The sequence below is a fragment of the Paracoccus ravus genome, from assembly GCF_004522175.1.
Taxonomy (GTDB): domain Bacteria; phylum Pseudomonadota; class Alphaproteobacteria; order Rhodobacterales; family Rhodobacteraceae; genus Paracoccus; species Paracoccus ravus.
In genome coordinates, this window is the sequence record NZ_SDEB01000006.1 from 140,249 (window position 1) to 163,849 (window position 23,601).

Sequence of the window (23,601 nt, forward strand, 5' to 3'; positions counted from 1 at the left end):
GACGAAAATTAAAGGGGCGGCACGACCGCCCCGTGACAAGCCGCCCCTGTTTTTATGCGAGTGCCTCGCGGAAATCCGCAAGAAGATCGTCCGCATCCTCAAGTCCGATGGACAGGCGCAGCAAACCCGCCGTGATGCCCAACCCAGCCTGAACCTCGGGGGACAGACGCGAATGCGTCGTGGTCGAGGGATGGGTCACGATGGATTTCGCGTCGCCCAGATTGTTCGAAATCTGGAAAATCTTCATCTTGTTCATCGCGGAATAGGCGCGTTCCTTGCTGCCCACATCCACGGCGACCATCGTGCCACCCGCGCCCATCTGACGCATCGCCAGATCGTGCTGGGCATGGCTTTCAAGGCCCGGATAAATCACTTTCAGCGCGGGATCGGCCTGCAAAGCGGTGGCAAAGGCCGACGCGGTCTCGGACATGGCGCGCACACGCAGGTCCAGCGTGGTCAGACCGTTCAGCATGATCCAAGCGTTGAAGGGGCTGATCGCCGCACCGGTATGCTTGAGATAAGGCTCGGCCACTTCGCGCACGAACTGCTTGGTGCCGCAGATCACGCCGCCAAGGCAGCGCCCTGCCCCGTCGATATGCTTGGTCGAGGAATAGACCACGACATCGGCGCCCTGAGCGATAGCCTGCGAATAGACCGGAGTGGCAAAGACGTTATCGACGATGACCAGCGCGCCGACCGCATGGGCCAGTTCCGCGACGCCCGCGATATCGACCAGTTCCAGCGTCGGGTTCGAGACGGATTCAAAGAACACCGCGCGGGTCGTCGGACGGATCGCCGCCCGCCAGGCGTCAAGATCGGTGCCATCGACGTAAGTCACCTCGACCCCGAAGCGGGCCAGCACATCCAGGACATAGAGGCAGGAACCGAACAGCGCCTTGGCCGAGACGATGTGATCGCCGGGCTTCGCAAAGCTCATCAGCGCACCATTGACGGCGGCCATGCCGCTGGCAGTGGCAAAGGCGTCCTCGGCCCCTTCCAGATTGGCGATGCGATCCTCGAACATGCGCGAGGTCGGGTTGCCGTAGCGGGCGTAGATGAACTCGTCATCGCCGACCTTGATGAAGCGGGCCTCGGCCTGCTCGGCGCTGTCATAGGAAAAACCCTGCGTCATGAACAAAGCCTCGGCCATCTCGCCATATTGGCTGCGGCGAATGCCGTGATGGACGGCGCGGGTGCGCGGATGCAGAGGCTTATCGGTCATGTGCGGACTCCTGTGCGTGGGAGGTCCGGTTACTCCTGCACAGGAAATGGCGCAAGGGTCGTCGGGCTATTCGCTGTCGCGCGGCAGCGCGTGACGCTCGAAGAGTTTCGAATTCAGCACGAAAAAGACGACCATCAGCAGCGGCAGGCCAAAAGTCTTGAAATTAACCCAGGCGGTTTCGGACATCATGCGCCAGACGAATTCATTGGCTACAGCAAGGCCCAGGAACAGCGCCGCCATACGGCCGGTCAGGATACGCCAGCCCGTCTCGCTCATCGGCAGGGCCTCGGCCATGACCAGCCCCAGCCAGTTGCGGCGCAGCATCAGGCTAAGACCCAGAGTGCCCGCGAAAAGCAGGTAAATGATCGTCGGCTTCATCTTGAAGAATTTCGGGTCGTTCAACCAGACCGACAGCCCGCCGAACAGCACCACCAGCACCAGGGTCGCGATCTGCATGGCCGAAAGCCTGCCAGTCAGCCGCCACAGCGCCAGCGTCGTCGCGACCAGCACCGGAATGAAAATCAGCGTGGCGACGACGAAGCCGGAATATTCCGTGCCCGCCAAGGTCACCGTCTTGTCGCGCAGCCGCATGAAGGCCAGGAAGAACAGCGCGACGGGGCCAAGCTCCAACGCGGTCTTCAGCCAGGGGTTTATCTTTTTCGGGTCGCTCATCGGGGCCTCGGCATTCTGTCAGTCGGCCTTGTTTCTGGCCCACAAGGCCCGATCAGTCCAGCCGGATCGCGGCAAGGATCGGGCCGGTCGCACGGCCCTCGCGCGGGCCTGCCTCCTGCGCGAGGATGGCGTGACGCGTATCGGGCGGGAAATCCGGACCTTTGGCACCACTTGCGCGCGCCGTCGCCGTGACATTCATGCGCAGCGGCGCCCGCCCGTCCCATTCCGCGATCCGCTCGGCATCCAGAACGACATTGCGATAAGTAACGATCATGCCGCGATTTTCACCTGCATGGATCTCGATCCGGCGTTCAGGAACATAGCGCACCAGCAGGATCACCACACCGTTGCGGATCTGGGCGCGCGGCGTGAGTTCAAGCCGGAACCCTTCGGGCTGCGGCGTCGAGGTCACCAGAACCGGGGCAGGTCGGGCCATCTGGGCCTCGACCAGTGCCATCAACTCGGCGGGGTTGACCTGCAGCATGGTGTCCGTGCCGCCCACGACCATCTGAGGGGTGTAGACAGCGCGTTCGCGCCAGGCATGGGCATAGGCCTTTTGCCGGCGGGTAAATTCGGGCCGCGCGAACTCATCTGCCCAGCCAAGATAGTCCCAGTAATCGACATGCCACGCCAGGGCCAGGATATCCTCGCGCGCGGCAAGGTCGTTGAGCATCTGATCCGCGGGCGGGCAGCTTGAACAGCCCTGCGAGGTGAACAGTTCCACCACCACGGGCGAATGGCCGCGCACCGCCGAGAACTCGCGCGCCTGCGCGCTCCGGCGCTCGGCAAAGGCGGGGGCAACGCCATCGGCATCTGCATTGATCCGGCCCATGCTGAGATCAGCAGAACTGCCAGCGCGAAACCCGTTCCGGCCCTCGGGGGCCTCGATCAGACCGATCCGGCCGTCATCCTCGGGCTGTGCCTCGGGACTGTCGGAAAAGGACGGATTCGGGCCTCGTTCCGGCTCGCTCGCCACGCCTTCGGAAGGGCCGCGCGGATCCATGCCCGCCCGCTCTTGCGCAAGGACGGGCTGTGCCGCGACCGAAGCCATGACAAGCGCCAGCATGGCCAGTCCCTGAGTGAGAGCACCAATACGCCCTCCCCGCTGCCCGTCCCGTAGGCGCGTGCAACCTTTTGCCATGCCAGACGTCATAATTCCCGAATATCCCAATGTTATGGTCTTGCCTCACCTAACGCCCATGCGTCACGCTCCGCAAATCAAGGCTATGTTAGCAGCGCGCGTGCGGCGCGTGATCGTTGCGCGAAACCCACATCCAACGGCGCGCGTTACGGTATGCGATAGTATACAAACCTGCCCCGTCCCTCTTGATCGGCTGCCGGAAAAGCGCCACATCTCGGGACGACACAGTCATTCAGCCACCTTGCGACAAGGAGAGGGAGCCGAGTCATGCCCATTCAAACCGGAACCGATACTGCAGGCACGCGCCGCCAGCTTGAGGTGGCAGGCGCCTCGATCGCCTATTACTCGATCGACGCCGCAACCGAAGCGGGCCTGGGCGATTTCTCGAAGCTTCCCGCCTCGCTCAAGGTCGTTCTAGAGAACCTGCTGCGCTTCGAGGATGGCGGCCGCACGGTCAGCGTGGACGACATCAAGGCCTTCGCCGAATGGGCGACCCTTGGCGGCAAGAACCCGCGCGAGATCGCCTATCGCCCGGCCCGCGTTTTGATGCAGGATTTCACCGGCGTTCCGGCGGTCGTGGACCTTGCCGCCATGCGCGACGGCATCAAGGCGCTTGGCGGCGATCCTCAGAAGATCAACCCGCTGAACCCGGTCGATCTCGTCATCGACCATTCGGTGATGATCGACGAATTCGGCACCCCCCGCGCCTTCCAGAAGAATGTCGAGCTGGAATATGAGCGCAATATGGAGCGTTACACCTTCCTGAAATGGGGCCAGAACGCGTTCAACAATTTCCGCGTCGTGCCGCCCGGCACCGGCATCTGCCATCAGGTCAATCTCGAATATCTCGCCCAGACCGTCTGGACCGACAAGGATCAGAACGGTGTCGAAGTTGCCTATCCGGACACTCTGGTCGGCACTGACAGCCACACGACCATGGTCAACGGCCTCGCGGTGCTCGGCTGGGGCGTCGGCGGGATCGAGGCCGAGGCGGCAATGCTGGGCCAGCCGATCTCGATGCTGATCCCGGAAGTCGTCGGCTTCAAGATCACCGGCGCGCTGAAGGAAGGCGTGACCGCGACCGACCTCGTCCTCAAGGTCGTGCAGATGCTGCGCAAGCATGGCGTGGTCGGCAAATTCGTCGAATTCTACGGCGAGGGTCTGGACCATATGCCGCTGGCCGACCGCGCCACCATCGCCAACATGGCCCCGGAATATGGCGCGACCTGCGGCTTTTTCCCCATCGACGATGAAACCCTGCGCTATCTGCGCCAAACCGGACGCGAGGAAAGCCGCATCGCTCTGGTCGAAGCCTATGCGAAGGAAAACGGCTTCTGGCGCGGCAAGAACTACGCCCCGGTCTATTCCTCGACGCTGGAACTGGATCAGGGCGACGTGGTCCCCGCGATTTCCGGTCCAAAGCGCCCGCAGGACCATGTCGCGCTGACCGATTCGGCCCGTGAATTCCGCAAATATATCTGCGACACGCGCAAGCTGCCGGAACCCACCGCCAATGGCGAACGCCGCTGGAGCGCCGAGGGCGGAGCCCCTGCCCCCACGGACCTGCCCGGCCATCACGAGGGCTATAACGAAGGCGCGGTCGAGGGTCAGGATTACAAACTGCATGACGGCTCGGTCGTGATTGCCTCGATCACCTCCTGCACCAATACCTCGAACCCCTATGTGCTGATGGCTGCGGGTCTGGTCGCCCGCAAGGCGCGCGCTCTTGGGTTGACGCGCAAGCCTTGGGTCAAGACCTCGCTCGCCCCCGGCTCGCAGGTGGTCGAGGAATATCTGAAGGCCGCAAACCTGCAGGAGGATCTGGACGCGCTTGGCTTCAACCTTGTCGGCTTCGGCTGCACCACCTGCATTGGGAATTCGGGGCCGTTGCAGGCGGAAATATCGAAGTCGATCAACGAAAACGACCTTGTCGCGGTGTCGGTCCTGTCGGGGAATCGCAACTTCGAGGGCCGGATTTCCCCCGATGTGCGCGCGAATTATCTGGCCTCACCGCCGCTCGTCGTGGCCTATGCGATTGCGGGCGACATGAATATCGACCTGACCAGCGAACCGCTGGGCTATAGCTCCGAAGGCGCGCCTGTTTTCCTCAAAGACATCTGGCCGACATCGAAAGAGGTCGCGGAACTGGTCGACAGCATCGTCACCCGCGAGATGTTCCAGACCAAATATGCCGATGTCTTCAAGGGCGACGCGCGCTGGCAGGCGGTCGAGGTCACCGATAGCGAGACCTATGACTGGCCCGCGACCTCGACCTACATCCAGAACCCGCCCTATTTCCAAGGCATGTCCGCCGAGAAGGGCGCAATCCACGATATCCACGGCGCGCGGGTTCTGGCGCTCTTGGGCGACATGATCACCACCGACCATATCTCTCCGGCCGGCTCCTTCAAGCCGACCACCCCGGCGGGCGTCTATCTGACCGAGCGGCAGGTCGCGCCCAAGGACTTCAACAGCTACGGTTCTCGCCGCGGCAACCATGAAGTCATGATGCGTGGCACTTTCGCCAATATCCGCATCAAGAACGAGATGCTGGACGGCGTCGAAGGCGGCTACACCACCGGCCCCGACGGCACGCAGACCTCGATCTATGACGCCGCGATGGCCTATAAGGAAGCCGGTATCCCGCTGGTGATCTTTGGCGGTATCGAATATGGCGCGGGATCGTCGCGCGACTGGGCGGCCAAGGGCACGAACCTGCTGGGCGTCAAGGCCGTGATCGCGGAAAGCTTCGAGCGCATCCACCGCTCGAACCTCGTGGGAATGGGCGTTATCCCCTTTGAGTTCACCGGCGGCGACAACCGCAAGACGCTGGGGCTGAAGGGCGACGAGGTCGTTTCGATCGATGGTCTAGAGGGCGATTTCAAGCCGCTCTCTCTGGTTCCGGCGACCATCCGCTATGCCGATGGCCGCGAGAAGGTCATCCAGCTGAAAGCCCGCGTCGATACCGAGGTCGAGATCGAATATCTCGAAAACGGCGGCGTGCTGCATTACGTCCTGCGCAACCTCGCGAAAGCCTAAATCAGAAGGCCCCGGAGAAATCCGGGGCCTTCCGCGCTGCCCTCTTGCCTTCCCGATGCGCCGCCTGAATTGTGACAGTTTCATGACAACAGGGACGCAAGCAAATGCTCAAAAAAGGTTTTTCCGTTATCGCCGCGACGCTCGCGCTTGCTGCAGCCGTGCCCGGCCATGCGGATGAAGCCGCCGACGCTTCGGCCAATGCGCTGCTTTACGCGGTCGCATGGAAACAGACCGCCGCCGAATATCGCGCGCTTTACCATCAAGGCTATAATATCGCCCGCGACCGCGTCGACGCCGCCTTGGCCGCCCGCAAGGATGGGGACAAGCCTTTGGCCGTCCTTACCGACATGGACGACACCGTCCTGCTGCCGCTGCCCTATTGGTCGAAACTGACGGGCGAAGGCAAAGCGTTCTTCGACGACCCGATCTGGGATGCTTGGGTCCCGCAAAACGATCTGGTGATCGCACCGGGCGCCAAGGAATTCTTTGAATATTGCAAGGAAAAGGGCGTCGAGGTCTTTTACATCACCAGCCGCGATCAGGGCGAAAAGACCTATGAATACGCGCTTGGGAACCTCAAGGCGCTTGGCCTGCCCTATGCCGACGAAGAGCATCTGACCGTTCTGACCGACAGCTCAAACAAAGAGCCGCGCCAGCAGGAACTGGCCGAGAAGTTCACGCCCGTGGTCTATCTTGGCGACAACCTGAACGACTTCCAGCGCAAATATTACATCAAAGGCGACGTCGCCGGACGGATCGCGGCGATGGAGGCCGACCGCGAAGAATTCGGGCGCCGCTTCGTCATCCTGCCCAATCCGACCGACGGTCACTGGATGGCGGCGGTCTTTGGCGAAAGCGAACCCGCCGACACGCCTGAGGCCCGCGCCAAGCTGGTCGAGGCCGCGAAAACCGTCCTGCGCTGATCCGAACCCGCGCCGCCGCGAACTTCGCGGCGGCGTAACCCGCCTATTCTTCGGCGCAATACCACATGGTGCCACCCGCAGCCGCCGTGCCAACCACCAGCGACCCGACCGCGACCGGAGAGGCCGCGACCCCGGCCGCCGCCGATCCGGCGGCCTGCGCCATGCCCACAACCCCGCCCGAGGTCGCCGCCAAAATCGTCGCGCCCGGCCTTTGCGTGACGGCATCGAAACCGGCAACCGCCAGATCGTTCGCGCTTTTCATCGTCGCAGCCCGCGCCCCGTTCACCTTCTCGCAGAAGGTCTTGCGGCAGAGGGCATTGCCTTTGCGCTCGCCGATCTGCGCGCCGATATAGGTGTCGCCCGCCTTGTCCCAGAGCAGGCAATAGCTGCCATCGTCGGTCATCGCATTGCGGCGCAGGATCTCGCGCAGGGTGACATAGCCCGGACAGGAGATCCTGCCCCAGCCCGACAGGTTCTTTTCCAGCTTGCCGACATTCTCGCGGAATTCGCTGTCGCGGACATAGTTGATCTCGGTCCGCTGGCCCGCGATCGAAGTTTCGCAGGTCCAGAGGCGTTCGTCCTTCGGGCTCACTTCGCTCTCTTGCGCATGGGCCGGGGTCATCCCGACGGCCAGCATGGCCACAAGCATCAGGCTCCGCATCTTTCTCTCCAGCATTTCAGGCAGGGGCATAGATCCCTGTTCCAAGGGCAGGTTGCAATCCGAGCACCGCATCTTCCGGGGATTGTGATCGCCCTGTCACCGAAACGGAAAAGGCCGCCCCCGAAGGGACGGCCCTGAATTCCTGCGAACCGAAAAGGATCAGTTCTTCGCGTAGAATTCGACGACCAGGTTCGGTTCCATCACGACCGGGTAGGGCACGTCGCCCAGAGCCGGGGTGCGGACGAAGTTCGCGGTCATTTTGTTGTGGTCGACTTCCAGATAGTCCGGAACGTCGCGCTCGGTCAGAGCGACGGCTTCCAGCACGATGGCCAGCTGACGCGAACGCTCACGGATCGAGATGACGTCGCCTTCTTTGACGCGGTAGGAAGCGATGTTCACTTTCTTGCCGTTCACTTCGACGTGGCCGTGGTTCACGAACTGGCGTGCGGCGAAGATGGTCGGAACGAATTTGGCGCGGTAGATGACCGCGTCCAGACGACGCTCCAGCAGACCAACCAGGTTCTCACCGGTGTCGCCCTTGACGCGCTCGGCTTCACCATAGATGCGGCGGAATTGCTTCTCGGTCAGGTCGCCGTAGTAACCTTTGAGTTTTTGCTTGGCGCGCAGCTGGGTACCGAAGTCCGACAGCTTGCCCTTGCGGCGCTGACCGTGCTGGCCCGGGCCGTATTCGCGCTTGTTCAGCGGCGACTTGGCGCGGCCCCAGATGTTTTCGCCCATGCGGCGGTCGATTTTGTACTTGGCAGCGGTGCGTTTGGTCATCGCTGATCTCCTTCTTTATGTTATCTTCTCGAAGGGCGTTGTCCTCTGGCCGAAGCCTGACAGGGTTCCCCTTGCGGGGTCCACCAACACCAATGAAGCGGCGCTTATAGCCGCGACAGGGGCAAAGTCAAGCACCCCTTGAGACGGCGAGCGACTGCCCTTATGTGAATGGCAGCGAACAAGGAAGTCCCGATGTTTTCGATCCCCGGCAAGCCCCCCGTCTCGATCACCCCTGCTGCCGAGCGCCAGATTGCGCGTCTGATGGCGGCGAAATCCGCCAATGGGCTGCGCATCGGCCTGAAAAAGGGCGGCTGCGCGGGCATGGAATATACGATGGAACTGGCCGAAACCGCGACGCCCGGCGACGAGGTCGTCGAACAAGGCGAAGCCCGCGTTCTGATCGCCCCAATGGCGCAGATGTATCTGTTCGGGACCGAAATCGACTACGAAAGCGGCCTGCTGGAATCCGGCTTCAAGTTCCGCAACCCCAATGTCACCGATAGTTGCGGCTGCGGCGAATCCGTCAATTTCGCCCCGATCGAAGGCACGCGGGCGCAGGTCTGAGGATTCTTCGCCTCCGTTAGCGCACACATCCTTCCCCCCGTCTTGATCGCATGAAACCCCCGGCCTAATGCCCTTTTCAGACATGAGAAAAGGGAGAGGCTGATGGCCCCGCGCAAACTCGCCGCCGGCAATTGGAAGATGAACGGAACGCTGGCTTCGCTGGAGCAGATAGACCAGCTGCTGGCCGACCACCCAGCGCCCGGCTGCGACGTGCTGATCTGCCCTCCGGCGGTGCTGGTCCATGCCATGGCCGCGCGCGCCTCGGGCAGGATCGCGGTGGGCGGTCAGGACTGCCACGCCAAGGCCTCGGGCGCGCATACCGGCGATATCGCTGCCGTGGAGCTTGCCGATGTCGGCGCAAGCCACGTCATCCTGGGCCATTCCGAGCGCCGCACCGACCACGCCGAAACCGATGCGCAAGTCGAAGCCAAATCCGTTGCAGCCCATGAGGCAGGTCTGATCGCGGTGATCTGCGTCGGAGAAACAGAGGCCCAACGCGATGCGGGCGAGACGCTGGACGTGATCTCGGCGCAACTTGCCGGTTCAGTCCCCGCAGGTGCGACGGCCGCCAATACAGTCATCGCCTATGAGCCGGTCTGGGCTATTGGAACCGGTCGCACCCCCACCAACGACCAGATCGCCGAGGTTCATGCCCTTATGCGCGAGCGCCTATCCGCGCGTTTCGCGGATGGGGCGGATATGTCGCTGCTTTACGGTGGCTCGGTGAAGCCCTCGAACGCCGCCGAGATCTTCGCCACGCCCCATGTCAATGGCGCGCTGGTCGGCGGCGCGAGCCTCAAGGCTGCCGATTTCGGCCCGATCATCGCGGCGCTTTCCGCCGCGTAAGACGCGCAACAGGAAACAAGTTCCATCCGGCACGCCCCGGATGGAACAATATGAGCATTTTGCAGGCCAAGTGCCTCTTGCAAAGACCACATTCCCGCGCATAGGTCACGCCTGACATTCAGGAAGGACCCATGGCAGAGCCAGCAATCTCATTTCAGGGCGTGACGCGCCGCTATCCGCAAAAAGGCGGGGCGGGCGATGTCGTGGCCTTGCAGGACATTTCCCTCGACGTGCCGCAAGGCGCGATCACCGGCATCATCGGGCGCTCCGGCGCGGGCAAGTCCACATTGCTGCGCATGGTAAACGGGCTTGAGCGCCCCTCCGAAGGCAAGGTCATCGTGAACGGTCACGATGTCGGCGCGGCCTCGGACGCGGCGCTTCGCGGCATCCGCCGCGAGGTCGGGATGATCTTCCAGCATTTCAACCTGCTGGCCTCGCGCACCGTGGCGCAGAATATCGCTTTGCCGCTGGAAATCGCGGGCGTCGATTCCGCGCTGATCCGCCCCCGCGTCGCGGAACTGATCGAGCGTGTTGGCCTGACCGCGCAGGCGGCCCGCTATCCTGCAGAGCTTTCGGGCGGCCAGAAACAGCGCGTCGGCATTGCCCGCGCGCTTGCAACCGGGCCGCGCGTGCTGCTGTCGGACGAGGCGACCTCGGCGCTGGACCCCGATACGACGCGGCAGGTTCTGGACCAACTCAAGGACATCAACCGCGATCTGGGCCTGACCATCCTGCTCATCACGCATGAAATGGCCGTCGTTCGCGATATTTGCAGCCATGTCGCGGTGATCGAGGCGGGCAAGATCGTTGAAGCGGGCGAGACCTATTCCGTCTTCTCGCGCCCGACGCATCCGACCACGCGCAGCTTCCTGCAAGGCGTGACCGGCGTCACCGTGCCGCAATTCGTCGCGGGCCAGCTTCGGGCCGCGCCTCAAGCCCATGACGCCGAGGCGGTGGTGCAGATCACCTTCACCGGCCGCCACGCCACCGACCCGATGCTGGCGCGCCTGACCTCCGAGCGTGGCGTCAGCGTCAACATCCTTGCCGGTGCCATCGAGGAAATCGGCGAGCGGCCCTTTGGCAGCCTGATCGTCGGCCTGCCGGTCGAGCGGCTAGACGAATCCCGCCAATTCCTCGAAGAACACGGCCTTCTGACGGAGGTGCTTGGCTATGTCGGCTAACCTCATCCCGCTTCTGTGGGAATCCCTGCTGCAGACGCTCTACATGGTGTTCATGTCCACCGCGCTTGGCACGCTGATCGGCGCGCCGCTGGGGATCTTCCTCGCCACCTCGCGCAAGGGCGAGCTGCTGTCCGCGCCGGTGCTGAACAAGGTGCTGGGCCTGATCGTGAACGCGGCACGCTCGACCCCCTTCATCATCCTCGTGGTCGCGATCATCCCGCTGACCCGGCTGATCGCGGGCACCTCGATCGGGACCACCGCCGCCATCGTGCCTTTGACCATCGCGAGCGCACCCTTCATCGCCCGCCTGATCGAGACCGCGATCCGTGAAGTCGATGCAGGCCTGATCGAGGCCGCCCGCGCCATGGGCGCGACACCGGGCCAGATCGTGCGCAAGGTGCTGATCCCCGAGGCCATGCCCGGCATCATCCTGGGCCTCACGCTCGCCGTGGTCAGCCTGATCGGCTATTCGGCCATGGTCGGCGCGGTCGGCGGCGAGGGTCTGGGCGATCTCGGCATCCGCTACGGCTATCAGCGCTTCATGCCCGAGGTGATGCTGGCCGTCGTCGTCATCCTGATCGTTCTGGTGCAACTGGTCCAAAGCCTTGGCGAATGGATCGCGGCCCGCTTCGACAAACGCGCCCCCCGCAACCGGGGCCGCTAAGTGATTTTCAACCCGAAAGGACAATCCATGCGTAAACTTCGCATTGCCGCCCTCGCCTCGACCCTCGCACTGGTCGCCGGCATGGCTTCGGCCGAGGACATCAAGGTCGGCGTCTCGGTCGGCGAGCATGCCGAGATCATGGAGCAGGTCGCAGCCGTCGCCAAGGAAAAGGGCCTGAACATCGACATCATCGAGTTCACCGATTACGTCGTGCCGAACCAAGCGCTGAACGACGGCGACCTGCAAGCGAACAGCTTCCAGCACCAGCCCTATCTGGACAACCAGATCAAGGATCGCGGTTTCGATCTGGTCTCGATCGGCAAGACCATCACCACCCCGATGGGCGTCTATTCCGAGAAGCTGAAATCGCTCGACGATCTGCCCGAGGGGGCCAAGATCGCGCTGCCGAATGACCCGACCAATGGCGGTCGCGCGCTGCTGGTTCTGCAAACCAAAGGCGTGATCAAGCTGGCCGAAGGCACCGGCCTGACGCCCACCCCGCTGGACGTCACAGAGAATCCGAAGAACGTCAAGTTCCTTGAACTCGATGCCGCCCAGTTGCCGCGCGCTCTGGCCGATGCCGATGCCGCCGTCATCAACACCAACTACGCGCTGGAAGCCGGTCTGAACCCGGAAAAAGACGCGATCGCGATCGAAGCCGCCGAAAGCCCCTATGCGAACATCATCGTCGTGCGTACCGCCGACAAGGATGCCGAATGGGCCAAGACGCTGGTCGAGTCCTACAACTCGGACGCCGTGAAGAAATACATCACCGAGAAATACTCGGGCGCGGTCATCCCCGCCTGGTAAGTCCTTCGCGGACCGGAAATGGAAACGCCCCGCTTTCGCGGGGCGTTTTTTTAGTGCGGTTTCATTGTCCCGGTGCGGCTTTCATTGTCCCGGTGCGGCGCAGCCGGTCATGCCAGCTTAGCGCCTCCTCCAGCAGATGTGGTGTATGCCCGCCCCGAGCGACTGCGCGGTCGAAGTAATCCTGCAGCCCCTCACGCCATTCCGGATCGACGCAATTGTCGATGATCAGTTGCGCACGCTCGCGCGGCGCGAGACCACGCAGATCAGCCAGCCCCTGTTCGGTGACAAGGATATCCACGTCATGCTCGGTATGATCGACATGGCTGACCATCGGTACGATGGAGGAAATCCGACCATCCTTGGCGGTGGACTTGGTCACAAACACCGACAGATAGGCGTTGCGCGCGAAATCGCCCGAGCCGCCGATGCCGTTCATCATATTCGTGCCCATGACATGGGTCGAGTTCACATTGCCATAGATGTCAAACTCCAAGGCCGTGTTGATCGCGATAATGCCAAGGCGACGAACGACCTCGGGATGGTTCGATATCTCTTGCGGGCGCAGGACCAGCTTGCGCTTGTAATCCTGGAACCGCGCCATGACCTCGGCATATTTCGGCTCGGAGAGCGTGATGGACGAGCCCGAGGCAAAGACCATCTTGCCCGCATCCATCAGATCGAAGGTCGAATCCTGCAAGACCTCACTATACATCGTCAGACCCTCGAAGGGGCTATCGATGAAGCCATGCATCACCGCATTGGCGATGCTGCCGATGCCCGCTTGCAAGGGATGCAGCGAGGCAGGCATCCGGCCCTTGGCGACTTCCTGCGTGAAGAACTCGGTCAGGTGCCCCGCGATCTGCCGCGTGCCAGCATCGGGCTCGGTCACAGTCGAGGACGAGTCGAGCTTGTTCGAGATCACGATTGCCGCGATCTTTTCCGGCGGGATCGGGATATAAGGGAAGCCCGCGCGACTTTCCGGCGTCACGACCGGGATCGGCGTCCGCACCGGCCAATAGGTCGGGATATAGATGTCATGCAGCCCTTCCAGATCGGCGGATTGGTTCAGGTTGATCTCGACGATGACCTGCTTGGCGAGAATGGCGAAGCTGGCCGAATTGCCGACGGAGGTGGTGGGGACAATGCCGCCATTTTCGGTAATTGCGGCAGCCTCGACGATGGCGATATCGACGCCCGGCAATTGCCCGGTGCGCAGCTGTTCGACGGTCTCGGACAAATGCTGGTCGATATACATGACCTCGCCCGCATTGATGGCGCGGCGCAGCGACGGGTCCGACATGAAGGGCATGCGGCGGGCGGTGACATGGGCCTCGTTGAGGATCTTGTCCAGATCATTGCCCAAGGACGCCCCGGTCATCAGCGTCACTTTCAGCGGGGACTGCCGGGCGCGCTCGGCCAAAGCCAGCGGCACGGCCTTGGCCTCGCCCGAGCGGGTAAAGCCGCTCATCCCCAGTACCATGCCGTCCCGGATCAGGCCAGCGGCCTCATCGGCACTCACGACGCGGTCGCGCAACCCCTTGTGGCGGATACGATTCAGATAGTCTTCGGTCATGATGTCCTCAGTCTCCTCGATCCGACCCGATTATGAGGGTTCAGGATCACAGACAAATCAAGGCCGACATGCGCATAGCGCAAAGCCGGGCCAAGGCCCGGCTTTGTCGCATTCACGTGGTGTCATTTTCTGCGGGAAAGCGCCCATGACCCGTCGCCCAAGAGCGACAGCGCGCCCATCACCACGGCCCAGAGGACGGGATATTCCCAGCCGCCGCCTTGGTTCGAGAAGGTGAAGCCATTGCTGCCATGACCGAAGACGGCAGCACCCAGCAGCACCGGGATCATCACGAGCGAGATCCAGCGCGTATAGATCCCCGCGATCAGGGCAAGACCGCCGCCGACCTCGATCAGGATCGTGAGGTAACCCAGCGCGCCCGGCAGGCCGATGGATTCAAAGTAACCGGCGGTTCCGGCGGGGGTGAAGATGAAGAGCTTGATCAACCCGTGGATCAGGAAGAACAGGCCGGTCGAGACACGAAGCAGGAAAGCGGCAAGATCTGCCCGGTTTTCCGTGCCGGAGGCGTAGCTCAGCGAAAGATCAGACATTTCGATGTTCCTTTGAGGGGGTGTGTTCTGATGCAGGGGATTTAGGCGGTTGCCACTGTCGCAAAAATGGACATTATTATGGAAACATTACCGCCAATTTGAGGATAGAATGGACCGGCTGGACGGAATCCGCGCCTTTGTCGCCGTGGTGGACGCGGCGTCCTTCACGCGGGCGGGCAAGCGGCTGGGGATCTCGAACAAGCTGGTCAGCAAATATGTCGCGACGCTGGAATCGCATCAGGGCGTGACGCTGCTGAACCGCACGACGCGCTCGCTGTCTCTGACGCCAGCGGGAGAGCGTTTTCTCTTGGCAGCGCGGCGGGTGCTTTCGGCGGTCGAGGAGCTTGACGCGCAGGCCCGCGCCGATGAAGGCACGCTTTCTGGCAGGCTGCTCGTCACCGCCCCGGTCACTTTCGGCGAGATGTTCGTCTCGGTCCTGACGCATGATTTCATCGCTGCCAATCCGGGCATCTCAATCGACCTGCGCCTGACCGACCGCTATGTCGATCTTGCGGCCGAGGGTTTCGATCTGGCGCTGCGCATCGGGGTTCTGGCCGATTCCAGCCTGATCGGGCGGAGGATCGGGCGCACCGAATCCGTCACCGTCGCCAGTCCCGCCTATCTCGATGCGCATGGCCGCCCGAACCATCCCGACGCGCTGCGCGAGCATGTGAACATCCGCGACAGCAATGTGCCGTCGATCCATCGCGCGACCTTCGTGATCGAGGGCAAGGCCGTCAGCGTCCCCCTGCCCGGCCGGATCACCGTGAACAGCCCGCAAGCCGTGCGCCGCCTTGCCCTGGAGGGGCACGGCATCGGCATCATCCCGCGCTTCGTCGTCGAACACGACTTGGCCGAAGGGCGGCTGGAGCGGCTGCTCTCAGGCTTTCCGGGGCCGCAGCTTGATATCCAGGCGCTCTATCTGCCGCAGCCTTTCATCCCGCCGCGGCTGACGGCCTATCTGGAGCATCTGCGGCGCAATCTCAGCCCGCAGATCGGGAAAGCACTGCCCCCGGATTCATGATCCCCAGCGGGTCGAGCGCCGCTTTGATCGCACGCATCGCCGCCAGCCGCGCCGGATCACCCCAGCGTTCCAGTTCCGCGACCTTGAGCCGCCCGACACCATGTTCCGCCGAGAAGGAACCACCCCGCGCAACGACCATCTCATGCACCATCAGCGACAAGTCCTTTCGCTGATCGTCATATTCCGTGCGGTCGCGGCCCTTTGCGGGGAAGAGGTTGTAATGCAGATTGCCGTCGCCGAGATGGCCGAAGCAATTCACCCGCAGGTCCGAGCGCGCCGCCAAGGCCGCATTGGCCTCGCGGATGAAGCCCGCGATCTCGGAAAGCGGCAAGCTGATATCATGGCTCGCAATCGCGCCGATACGGCGGTTCGCCTCGGGGATATGCTCGCGCAGATGCCAGAACCCCGCAGCCTGCTGACCCGATTGCGCGATCACCCCGTCGCTGACGAGGCCCTGCTCCAAGGCATCCGCAAAAAGCGCTTCCAGAGCCGCGTCGGGCGAGATGCCCGCAGGCAGACCGACCTCGATCAGCACCGACCATGAGGCTTTGGGCAAGGGCTGGCGGATCTCGGGCAAGGTCTCGGCGAGGAAGGCCAGACCCTGACCGCCGATCAGCTCGAACGCCGTGACGCCGCCCGCCATATGGCCCTCGGCCAGCGACAAAAGCGTCAGCGCCGCCTCGGGCGAGGGCACCTGCAGCATCGCCACGCCGACATTCGGCGGCGGCACGACCAGCTTGAGGCTGGCGGCGGTGATCACCCCCAGCGTCCCCTCGGCCCCGATCAGGAGGTCGCGCAGGTCGTAGCCGGTATTGTCCTTGCGCAGGCGCTTGAGGTCATGGACGACGCTGCCGTCAGGCAGCACCGCCTCGATGCCAAGGCACAGCGCGCGGGCCGTGCCGTAGCGTAGGGCGGTGACGCCGCCCGCATTGGTCGCAAGGCAGCCGCCGATCGCCGCCGTGCCCTGGCTTGCGAGCGACAAGGGGAACAGCCGCCCTTCCCCCTCTGCGGCGTCACGCACGGCTTGCAGGGTCATGCCCGCCTCGGCCACCAGCACGTTTTCCGAGGGAAAAATACTGCGCAGCGCAATCATTCGCTCAAGCGAGAGAACCAGAGGCGCGGGGCCGTCCGCCATCACCTGCCCGCCGACCAGCCCCGTGCCGCCGCCCCGCGTGACGATGCCGACGCGCGCCTCGGCGCAGGCCCGGACCACGGCAGCGACCTCGGCCGTGTTGCGCGGGGCTGCGACCAGACCGGCCTGACCGTGATAGCGGCCACGCGGCTCTTCCAGATAAGCGGGGGTAACGGGACGCAGCACGCCCTCGGGCAGCAGAGCGGCAAGCCGGTCATCGGCGGGATTGAGCATTAGCGGACCTCGGTCTTGCCCCGGCGATCTGTGCGCAGGTTCGAGTAAAGCACATGGTTGCGCCAGCGCCCGTTGATTTGCAGGTAGCTTTGCGCAACGCCCTCATATTTGAAGCCCGCCCGTTCCAGCGCTCCGCGTGAGGCGACATTCTCGGGCAGGCAGGCGGCCTCGATCCGGCTCAGATCCATCCCGGCGAAAGCGTGATTGACCAAGGCCCCGATGGCCTCGCGCATGAAACCCTGGCGGGCATGAGGCTGGCCGATCCAATAGCCGATGGTCGCCGATTGCGCCGGGCCGCGCCGGATATTGTCGAGTGTGATCGCGCCCAGAAGCGTGCCGTCATGGCGCACGAGGAACAAGGGCAGCGCCGTGCCATTGCGGTTCGCGCGCTGCGCCCAATAGACGCGATTGGTGAAGCTTTTCTTGGAGAGATGATCGGGAGCCCAGACGGGCTCCCAAGGGGTCAGAAAATCGCGGCTGACCGTACGCAAGGCCGACCATGCGTCGTAATCGCCATGTGCTGGCAAACGCAGCACCATCCGCTCGGTTTCAAGGCGAGGCGGACGGCGGCGGTTGAACATCAGGCGGCGAGCCTTTCAGCCAGTTTATCTCGGCTCGGAGCAGAACGCACCGGACCGTAAAGCGCAAGGGCTGGTCGCGCATTCTGGATCAGGCGCTCGGCATGGGCGCGCACATCGGCCACACTCACCGCGTCGATCCTTTCGGCGACCTCGGCCGGATCGGCGACCCGGCCCCAGATCGCGAGCGAGCGCGCCATGCGTTCGGCCTGACCGGTCGGGCTTTCCAGTCCCATCAGCAGACCCGCTTTCAACTGAGCGCGGGCGCGGGCGATCTCGGTCTCGGTCATATCCTCGGCCGAGCGTTTCATCTCATCAATGGTCAGATTGGCCAAATCGGCAATCTGATCACCCGAGGTTCCGGCATAGATCGTGACCATGCCGGTATCGTCATGGAAGCCCGATTGGGCAAAGATCGAATAGCACAGGCCACGCTCTTCGCGCACCTTCTGGAACAGGCGCGAGGACATGCCGCCGCCCAGGGCCGAGGTCCAGATCTGCGCCGCGTAGAAATCCGGGGCCATATAGCCCGGACCCTCGAAGGCCAGCGCGAAATGGGCCTGTTCGAGCTTCTTCACGCGCCGCGTCTCGGCACCTTGCCAGCGGGCAGGCTCGCGCCGCGTTTGCGGACGGGCGGAAAGATGCGAGAAGATGCCCTCAACCTGACGCAGGATCGCGTCGTGATCGACCGCACCGGCGGCGGCCACGATCATGCGTTCGGGACCGTAATGCTCGGTGATGAAACCCGAGAGGTCCTCGCGCGAGAAATTGCTGACCCGCTCGGCCGGACCAAGGATGGTGCGACCCATCGGCTGGTTCGGATAAGCGGCCTCTTGCAGCCAATCGAAGATCACGTCGTCAGGCGTGTCGAGGCTTTGGCCGATCTCCTGCAGGATCACGCCACGCTCGACCTCGATTTCGCGCTGATCGAAGATCGGGTTCAGCACGATATCCGAGATCACGTCCAAGGCCATGCCAACATCACCCGAGAGCACCCGCGCGTAATACGAGGTCACATCGCGCGAGGTATAGGCGTTGATATAGCCGCCGACATTCTCGATCGCTTCTGCAATCTGCAAGGCACTGCGCGTCGGCGTGCCCTTGAAGGCCATATGCTCGAGAAAATGGGCAATGCCGTTCTGGTCCGCGCGCTCGTCGCGGCAGCCGGCACCGACCCAGACCCCGATGGCGGCCGAGTGCAGGCCGGGCATATCGCGCGTGATGACGCGCAGGCCATTGGAAAGGGTGCTGATGCGGGTTTGGCTCACAGAGTTCTCCGTTCAAGGATCAGCGATTTAATCTTGTCCGCGTCGTTTTCAACCCGCGTGATGCGTTCGTCGCGATCAAAGAGGTCGGCCATATGCGCCGGAAGCGCCGGACGGATGCCGATAGCAGCTTCCACCGCATCGGGGAATTTCGCCGGATGCGCGGTCGACAGGCTGATCATCGGGACGCCCGCGCGCAGATGCTCGCGCGCGACTTTCACGGCGACAGCGGTATGGGGGCAGATCACCTCGGCCGTCTCGGCGCGGATCGTGGCGATCATCGCGGTGGTTTCCTCTTCCGAGACGCGGCCCGAGACATAAATCTCGCGCAGATGCTGAAGCGCGCCTTGGCTGATCGCGAAGCCGCCGGATTTGAGTTCGTCCATCAACTGGCTGACGGCGGCGCTGTCTTGGCCGTAAGCCAGCCACAAGGCACGCTCAAAGTTCGAACTGACCTGAATATCCATCGACGGGCTGATCGAAGGCTCGACCGTGCCGGTGCGATATTCACCCGTGGTCAGCGCGCGGTGCAGGATGTCGTTCTGGTTCGTCGCGACCACCAGTTTGCCGATCGGCAGACCCATCGCCTTGGCAATGGAACCCGCGAAGACATCGCCGAAATTGCCGGTCGGAACGGTGAAATCGACCTCGCGCATCGGCGCGCCAAGGCTGCTGGCGGCAGTGAAGTAATAGACGATCTGCGCCAGCACCCGTGCCCAGTTGATCGAGTTCACCCCCGCAAGACCCACGCCATCGCGGAACTCGTGATCGTTGAACAGGTCTTTCAGCCGCGCTTGGCAGTCGTCGAAGGTGCCGTCCACCGCCAGCGCATGGACATTGGCATCGGCGGGCGTCGACATCTGGCGACGCTGCACTTCGCTGACGCGGCCATGCGGATACATGATGAAGACATCGACATTCGAGAGGCCGCGGAAGGCCTCGATCGCGGCCGAGCCGGTATCGCCCGAAGTCGCACCAAGGATGGTGACGCGGTCGCCGGACTTCGCCAAAGCCAGCTGGAACAGCTGACCGATCAGCTGCATGGCGAAATCCTTGAAGGCCAGCGTCGGCCCGTGGAACAGTTCCAGCAGGAAATGCCCCGGCGCCAGCTGCACCATCGGCGCGCGGGCAACATGGTCAAAGCCCGCATAGGCGCGCGAGATCGCGCCTTTCAACTCATCCTGCGTGAAGCTTTCGCCCACGAAGGGGGTGATGACGCGCAGGGCCACTTCCTCATAGGACAGGCCCTCAAAGGCTGCGATTTCTTCGGCGGTGAAGGTCGGGATCGCTTCCGGCAGGTAAAGGCCGCCATCGCGGGCAAGGCCCGTCATCATGGCCTGCGCGAAATCAAGAACCTCTGCCCGGCCTCGGGTCGAAACGTAGCGCATCACTATCCTCTAGAATTGTCGCTGCCTGATACGCCAGATCAGCGCCAGTGTCATCCCTGCCCAGACTGCAGCAATCATGAACCATTGCACCGCATAGCTGAGGTGATTGTTCGGAATGCCTTGCACCGCAACCGGCATAGCCTTCACGCCCTGCCCGTCGCCCCGGATTTCGGCGGCGACGACCAGAATGGGATCAGTCTTTAGCTGCGCGGCCATAGCGGGCACGTCGCGGGCGAACCAGATGTTCTGCTCAAGGTTCGGTGCCGGGGTCGATGAGGATTTCTCTTCGGGCCAATGCAGGTTTCCGGCGACTTCCAGCCGCGTTGCGGGCCTCGGATCGTGCTTGTGGTCCTGATCGACAAAGCCGCGATCGAGCAGGATGCGCCGACCGTCATCAGTCACAAAACTGGAAATCACCTGATAGCCGCCACCGCTGTCCTTGGTGCCGGAAAGCACGTCGATCTCATCGCCGGTGGTCATGCCGGAAACCAGCACGGGCTGGTATTTCATCTCGGGCATGGGCGCGGCGGGCAGCGGGACCGGTGCCGCAGCGATCCGGTTCTCGATCTGCTCGATCATCGCCTGCTTCCATTTCAGGCGGTCGAGCTGCCAAAGGCCCAGCGAGATCAGGATAGCACAGCCGAGCAGGCCGGAGATCAGGGGAAACAGGTAACGACGCATGGGTTCTTCCAATGAAAACGGCGCGAGAATGACCTCGCGCCGCCGGAAATTCGATGAGGGATCAGCGGCCCCAGATATAGATCACGACAAACAGGAACAGCCAGACCACGTCGACGAAGTGCCAGTACCAGGCGGCAGCCTCGAAGCCGACATGCTGTTTCTGGGTCATCTGGCCCCGCAGCAACCGGATCAGGCAAACGAACAGGAAGATCGTCCCGATAATGACGTGGACGCCGTGGAAGCCCGTCGCCATGTAGAACGCGCCCGCATAGACCGTATCGGCCAGACCGAATGCTGCATGGCTGTATTCATAGGCCTGAAGCGCGGTGAAGCAGAGGCCAAGGATCACAGCGACGATCAGCCCGTTGATCGTGGTCTTGCGGTCGCCCTCATGGACAAAGGCATGGTGCGCCCAAGTCACCGCGACGCCCGAAAGAAGCAGGATCAGCGTGTTGATCAGCGGCAGGTGCCACGGGTCAAAGGTGACGATGCCCTCGGGCGGCCAGACGCCGTCCTTGATCGGGCTGTCCGGCCCCATCGGATACATGGCGTTCTTGATGAAGGCCCAGAACCAGGCGACGAAGAACATCACCTCGGACATGATGAACAGGATGAAGCCGTATTGCAGGCCAATCCGCACGACGGGCGTATGCTCGCCGCTCTCGCCCTCATTCACGACATCGGCCCACCAGCCGAACATGACGTAAAGCACCGCAACAAAGCCGATCAGGAACATCCACGGCCCTTCGATCGGCGCGCCGAAGAAGGTGATCCCCTTCATCCAGGCCACTGCCCCGGTCAGCATCACGAAGGCCCCGATCGCGCCGAGGAACGGCCAGATCGAGGGCGGAAGGATCTGGTAGTCGTGGTTCTTTACATGGGCCATGGCTGCGTTCCGCTGTTGCTGCGTCTTGTTGCTCTAGTTGATTTTCGGTGTCGTCGCCCCGTTCAGCGCCGCCTGTTTCGGTGCCGAAGGTTCGCTTCGATGGAAAGTATAGGACAGGGTAATATCGCGGATGCGCCCCGCGTCGCGATCATCGACCAGACCGGCATCGACGAAGAAGCTGACCGGCATTTCGATCCGCTCGCCCGGTTGCAGGGTCTGCTCGGTGAAGCAGAAGCATTGAATTTTATTGAAATAGTAACCGGCGATCTCGGGGGCGACATTATAGCTGGCGGTCCCGGTGATCGGCTGGTCGGTATTGTTCACCGCCTCGTAAAAGGCGATGGCGTTCTCGCCGATGCGCAGCTCCATCTCGCGCTGCATCGGGCGGAAGGTCCAGCCCATATTGGTGTCGACATTGGCGTCGAAACGGACGCGCACTTTCTCTTCAAGCACCACATCCGAGGCGGCGGCGGCGACATTCGTCGTGCCGCCATAGCCGGTCACGCGGCAGAACCAGTCATAGAAAGGCACGGCCGCCCATGACAAAGCGCCCATAACGATCACAACGCCGACCAGAAGGCTGACAATGCGGGCGTTCGAGCGCGGCTGTGTCATGGCTTGACCTGAGCTGCGCCGGGCGTTCCGGGGGCTGCGACCGGAGCGGCGTTCGGGACCGGGGGATTGGGGTCTTTGGGCAGCATCGTGGCGCGGGGCTGGTGATCATAGCCCTCCAGCATGTCGCCGCTGGTGATCTTGGCGATGGACAGGCCGAAGACCAGCGCAACAAAGCCCAGAAGCACGGCCAGCAGCCCTAGATTCCGGCTCCGGCGACGCTTGTGCAACTCATGTTCGACCTGCGGCAACATCACCATGCCCCCACCCAATGTTGGACCAGAAGCGCGGTGAAATGCAGGAACAGATAGTAAAGTGACAGGCGGAAGTAGCGTTTCTCGACTTTGTACTTGTCGGCTGCCGCCGCATCGTCGCCGCGGCGCAGGATCTGCCAGCCGCCTGCGATGAACAGCAGGTTCAACACCGCTGACACCGACAGGTAGATCCAACCCCCAACCGAGGTGAAGCCCAGCCAGATCGCAAACGGTGCCAGAACCAGCGTATAGCCAAAGATATGACGGCGCGTGACCTTGCGGCCATGCGTCACGGTCAGCATCGGCACGCCCGCATTGGTGTAGTCATTGTTCATGAACAGCGCGAGCGCCCAGAAATGCGGCGGCGTCCAGAAGAAGATCAGCGCGAACATCAGCAGCGATTCGAGGCCGATGCCGCCGGTGGCGCAGGCCCAGCCGATCATCGGCGGGAAAGCACCCGCCGCACCGCCGATCACGATGTTCTGCGGCGTCGAGCGCTTCAGCCAGATCGTATAGACGACCGCATAGAAGAAGATGGTGAAGGCGAGGAAGGCGGCCGCGAACCAATTCGCAGCCAGCCCCAGCATCATCACCGAGAGGCCCGACAGCGCGATACCAAGCGCCAGCGCATCCTGCTTCGGGATCAAACCCGCCGGAACCGGACGGCTTGCCGTGCGCTTCATCACCGCGTCGATATCCGCGTCATACCACATGTTCAGCGCGCCCGAGGCCCCGCCGCCAAGCGCGATGAACAGGATCGAGCAGAAGGCGACAAAGGGGTTCATCGACACCGGCGCGATCCACAGCCCGACAAAGGCCGTGAACACCACCAGCGACATGACGCGCGGTTTCAGGAGGGCGACGTAATCCCCGAATCCGGCCTCGGCCGGCCCGTGATATGCGTTGATATCGGCCACGTTTGG

At 62.9% G+C, this 23,601-nt stretch carries 24 protein-coding genes; 8 read left to right on the plus strand and 16 right to left on the minus strand.

Features of this window, described 5'->3' with window-relative positions:
• Positions 1–52: 52 nt before the first annotated feature.
• The 3 genes from metZ to ESZ60_RS07385 all read right to left on the minus strand — a co-directional run bounded on the left by metZ (position 53) and on the right by ESZ60_RS07385 (position 2,960).
• Positions 53–1,222, minus strand: a complete 1,170-nt coding sequence (gene metZ, locus ESZ60_RS07375) for an O-succinylhomoserine sulfhydrylase (RefSeq protein WP_134679770.1) — start codon at positions 1,220–1,222, stop codon at positions 53–55.
• Between the two features lie 66 nt (positions 1,223–1,288).
• A complete protein-coding gene (locus ESZ60_RS07380; protein ID WP_134679771.1) occupies positions 1,289–1,894 on the minus strand; it encodes an inner membrane-spanning protein YciB in 606 nt (201 codons plus the stop codon).
• 52 nt (positions 1,895–1,946) lie between these two features.
• Complete coding sequence (locus tag ESZ60_RS07385; protein WP_245155609.1) at positions 1,947–2,960, minus strand: DUF1223 domain-containing protein; 1,014 nt, start codon at positions 2,958–2,960, stop codon at positions 1,947–1,949.
• Between the two features lie 342 nt (positions 2,961–3,302).
• On the opposite strand from ESZ60_RS07385, the gene acnA reads away from it, so the two are divergent.
• Complete coding sequence (gene acnA, locus ESZ60_RS07390; protein ID WP_134679773.1) at positions 3,303–6,074, plus strand: aconitate hydratase AcnA; 2,772 nt, start codon at positions 3,303–3,305, stop codon at positions 6,072–6,074.
• 104 nt (positions 6,075–6,178) lie between these two features.
• On the plus strand, positions 6,179–6,997 hold the full coding sequence (locus ESZ60_RS07395) for a 5'-nucleotidase, lipoprotein e(P4) family (protein ID WP_134679774.1): 819 nt from the start codon (positions 6,179–6,181) through the stop codon (positions 6,995–6,997).
• Positions 6,998–7,040: 43 nt separating this feature from the next.
• On the opposite strand, the gene ESZ60_RS07400 is transcribed toward ESZ60_RS07395, so the two are convergent.
• Entirely contained in the window at positions 7,041–7,658 is a 618-nt protein-coding gene (locus ESZ60_RS07400) for a hypothetical protein (RefSeq protein WP_134679775.1), read from the minus strand.
• A 159-nt stretch (positions 7,659–7,817) separates the two neighbouring features.
• The gene (gene rpsD, locus ESZ60_RS07405; protein ID WP_134679776.1) at positions 7,818–8,438 is read right to left on the minus strand and encodes a 30S ribosomal protein S4; all 621 of its coding nucleotides are present in this window, start codon (positions 8,436–8,438) and stop codon (positions 7,818–7,820) included.
• A 192-nt stretch (positions 8,439–8,630) separates the two neighbouring features.
• Between rpsD and ESZ60_RS07410 the strand changes: the two genes are divergently transcribed.
• From ESZ60_RS07410 to ESZ60_RS07430, 5 genes are all read left to right on the plus strand, one after another.
• Complete coding sequence (locus tag ESZ60_RS07410) at positions 8,631–9,002, plus strand: HesB/IscA family protein (protein WP_134679777.1); 372 nt, start codon at positions 8,631–8,633, stop codon at positions 9,000–9,002.
• A gap of 102 nt (positions 9,003–9,104) precedes the next feature.
• Positions 9,105–9,848, plus strand: coding sequence for a triose-phosphate isomerase (gene tpiA, locus ESZ60_RS07415; protein ID WP_134679778.1), 744 nt, complete (start codon positions 9,105–9,107; stop codon positions 9,846–9,848).
• Positions 9,849–9,979: 131 nt separating this feature from the next.
• The gene (locus tag ESZ60_RS07420; protein ID WP_134679779.1) at positions 9,980–11,029 is read left to right on the plus strand and encodes a methionine ABC transporter ATP-binding protein; all 1,050 of its coding nucleotides are present in this window, start codon (positions 9,980–9,982) and stop codon (positions 11,027–11,029) included.
• Positions 11,019–11,693, plus strand: coding sequence for a methionine ABC transporter permease (locus ESZ60_RS07425; RefSeq protein ID WP_134679780.1), 675 nt, complete (start codon positions 11,019–11,021; stop codon positions 11,691–11,693). Before ESZ60_RS07420 ends, ESZ60_RS07425 begins: the two co-directional genes overlap by 11 nt.
• Before the next feature lie 27 nt (positions 11,694–11,720).
• Positions 11,721–12,503: a MetQ/NlpA family ABC transporter substrate-binding protein gene (locus ESZ60_RS07430; RefSeq protein WP_134679781.1), complete on the plus strand. Its 783-nt coding sequence runs from the start codon at positions 11,721–11,723 to the stop codon at positions 12,501–12,503.
• Between the two features lie 61 nt (positions 12,504–12,564).
• Here ESZ60_RS07430 and scpC read toward each other — a convergent pair whose 3' ends face one another.
• Both scpC and ESZ60_RS07440 read right to left on the minus strand, forming a co-directional pair.
• The gene (gene scpC, locus ESZ60_RS07435) at positions 12,565–14,076 is read right to left on the minus strand and encodes a succinyl-CoA:acetate CoA-transferase ScpC (protein ID WP_134679782.1); all 1,512 of its coding nucleotides are present in this window, start codon (positions 14,074–14,076) and stop codon (positions 12,565–12,567) included.
• A gap of 122 nt (positions 14,077–14,198) precedes the next feature.
• Complete coding sequence (locus tag ESZ60_RS07440) at positions 14,199–14,624, minus strand: DoxX family protein (protein ID WP_134679783.1); 426 nt, start codon at positions 14,622–14,624, stop codon at positions 14,199–14,201.
• Between the two features lie 109 nt (positions 14,625–14,733).
• Here ESZ60_RS07440 and ESZ60_RS07445 point away from each other — a divergent pair, with 109 nt between their 5' ends.
• The gene (locus ESZ60_RS07445) at positions 14,734–15,648 is read left to right on the plus strand and encodes a LysR family transcriptional regulator (RefSeq protein WP_134679784.1); all 915 of its coding nucleotides are present in this window, start codon (positions 14,734–14,736) and stop codon (positions 15,646–15,648) included.
• Here the strand turns inward: ESZ60_RS07445 and ESZ60_RS07450 are convergent.
• The 9 genes from ESZ60_RS07450 to cyoE all read right to left on the minus strand — a co-directional run bounded on the left by ESZ60_RS07450 (position 15,608) and on the right by cyoE (position 23,595).
• The gene (locus tag ESZ60_RS07450; protein ID WP_134679785.1) at positions 15,608–17,014 is read right to left on the minus strand and encodes an FAD-binding oxidoreductase; all 1,407 of its coding nucleotides are present in this window, start codon (positions 17,012–17,014) and stop codon (positions 15,608–15,610) included. The two genes, ESZ60_RS07445 and ESZ60_RS07450, sit on opposite strands and share 41 nt — an antisense overlap.
• A complete protein-coding gene (locus ESZ60_RS07455) occupies positions 17,014–17,595 on the minus strand; it encodes a GNAT family N-acetyltransferase (RefSeq protein WP_134679786.1) in 582 nt (193 codons plus the stop codon). Before ESZ60_RS07455 ends, ESZ60_RS07450 begins: the two co-directional genes overlap by 1 nt.
• Positions 17,595–18,860, minus strand: a complete 1,266-nt coding sequence (locus ESZ60_RS07460; RefSeq protein ID WP_134679788.1) for a M16 family metallopeptidase — start codon at positions 18,858–18,860, stop codon at positions 17,595–17,597. The genes ESZ60_RS07455 and ESZ60_RS07460 overlap by 1 nt, the downstream gene beginning before the upstream one ends.
• Positions 18,857–20,245: a threonine synthase gene (gene thrC / locus ESZ60_RS07465; protein WP_134679790.1), complete on the minus strand. Its 1,389-nt coding sequence runs from the start codon at positions 20,243–20,245 to the stop codon at positions 18,857–18,859. Before thrC ends, ESZ60_RS07460 begins: the two co-directional genes overlap by 4 nt.
• 9 nt (positions 20,246–20,254) lie before the next feature.
• Positions 20,255–20,926: an SURF1 family protein gene (locus tag ESZ60_RS07470; RefSeq protein ID WP_134679792.1), complete on the minus strand. Its 672-nt coding sequence runs from the start codon at positions 20,924–20,926 to the stop codon at positions 20,255–20,257.
• A 61-nt stretch (positions 20,927–20,987) separates the two neighbouring features.
• Positions 20,988–21,812, minus strand: a complete 825-nt coding sequence (locus ESZ60_RS07475) for a cytochrome c oxidase subunit 3 (RefSeq protein WP_134679794.1) — start codon at positions 21,810–21,812, stop codon at positions 20,988–20,990.
• A gap of 33 nt (positions 21,813–21,845) precedes the next feature.
• On the minus strand, positions 21,846–22,427 hold the full coding sequence (locus tag ESZ60_RS07480; RefSeq protein ID WP_134679796.1) for a cytochrome c oxidase assembly protein: 582 nt from the start codon (positions 22,425–22,427) through the stop codon (positions 21,846–21,848).
• A complete protein-coding gene (locus ESZ60_RS07485; protein ID WP_245155610.1) occupies positions 22,424–22,684 on the minus strand; it encodes a hypothetical protein in 261 nt (86 codons plus the stop codon). Before ESZ60_RS07485 ends, ESZ60_RS07480 begins: the two co-directional genes overlap by 4 nt.
• A complete protein-coding gene (gene cyoE, locus ESZ60_RS07490) occupies positions 22,678–23,595 on the minus strand; it encodes a heme o synthase (protein WP_134679798.1) in 918 nt (305 codons plus the stop codon). Before cyoE ends, ESZ60_RS07485 begins: the two co-directional genes overlap by 7 nt.
• Positions 23,596–23,601: the final 6 nt, after the last annotated feature.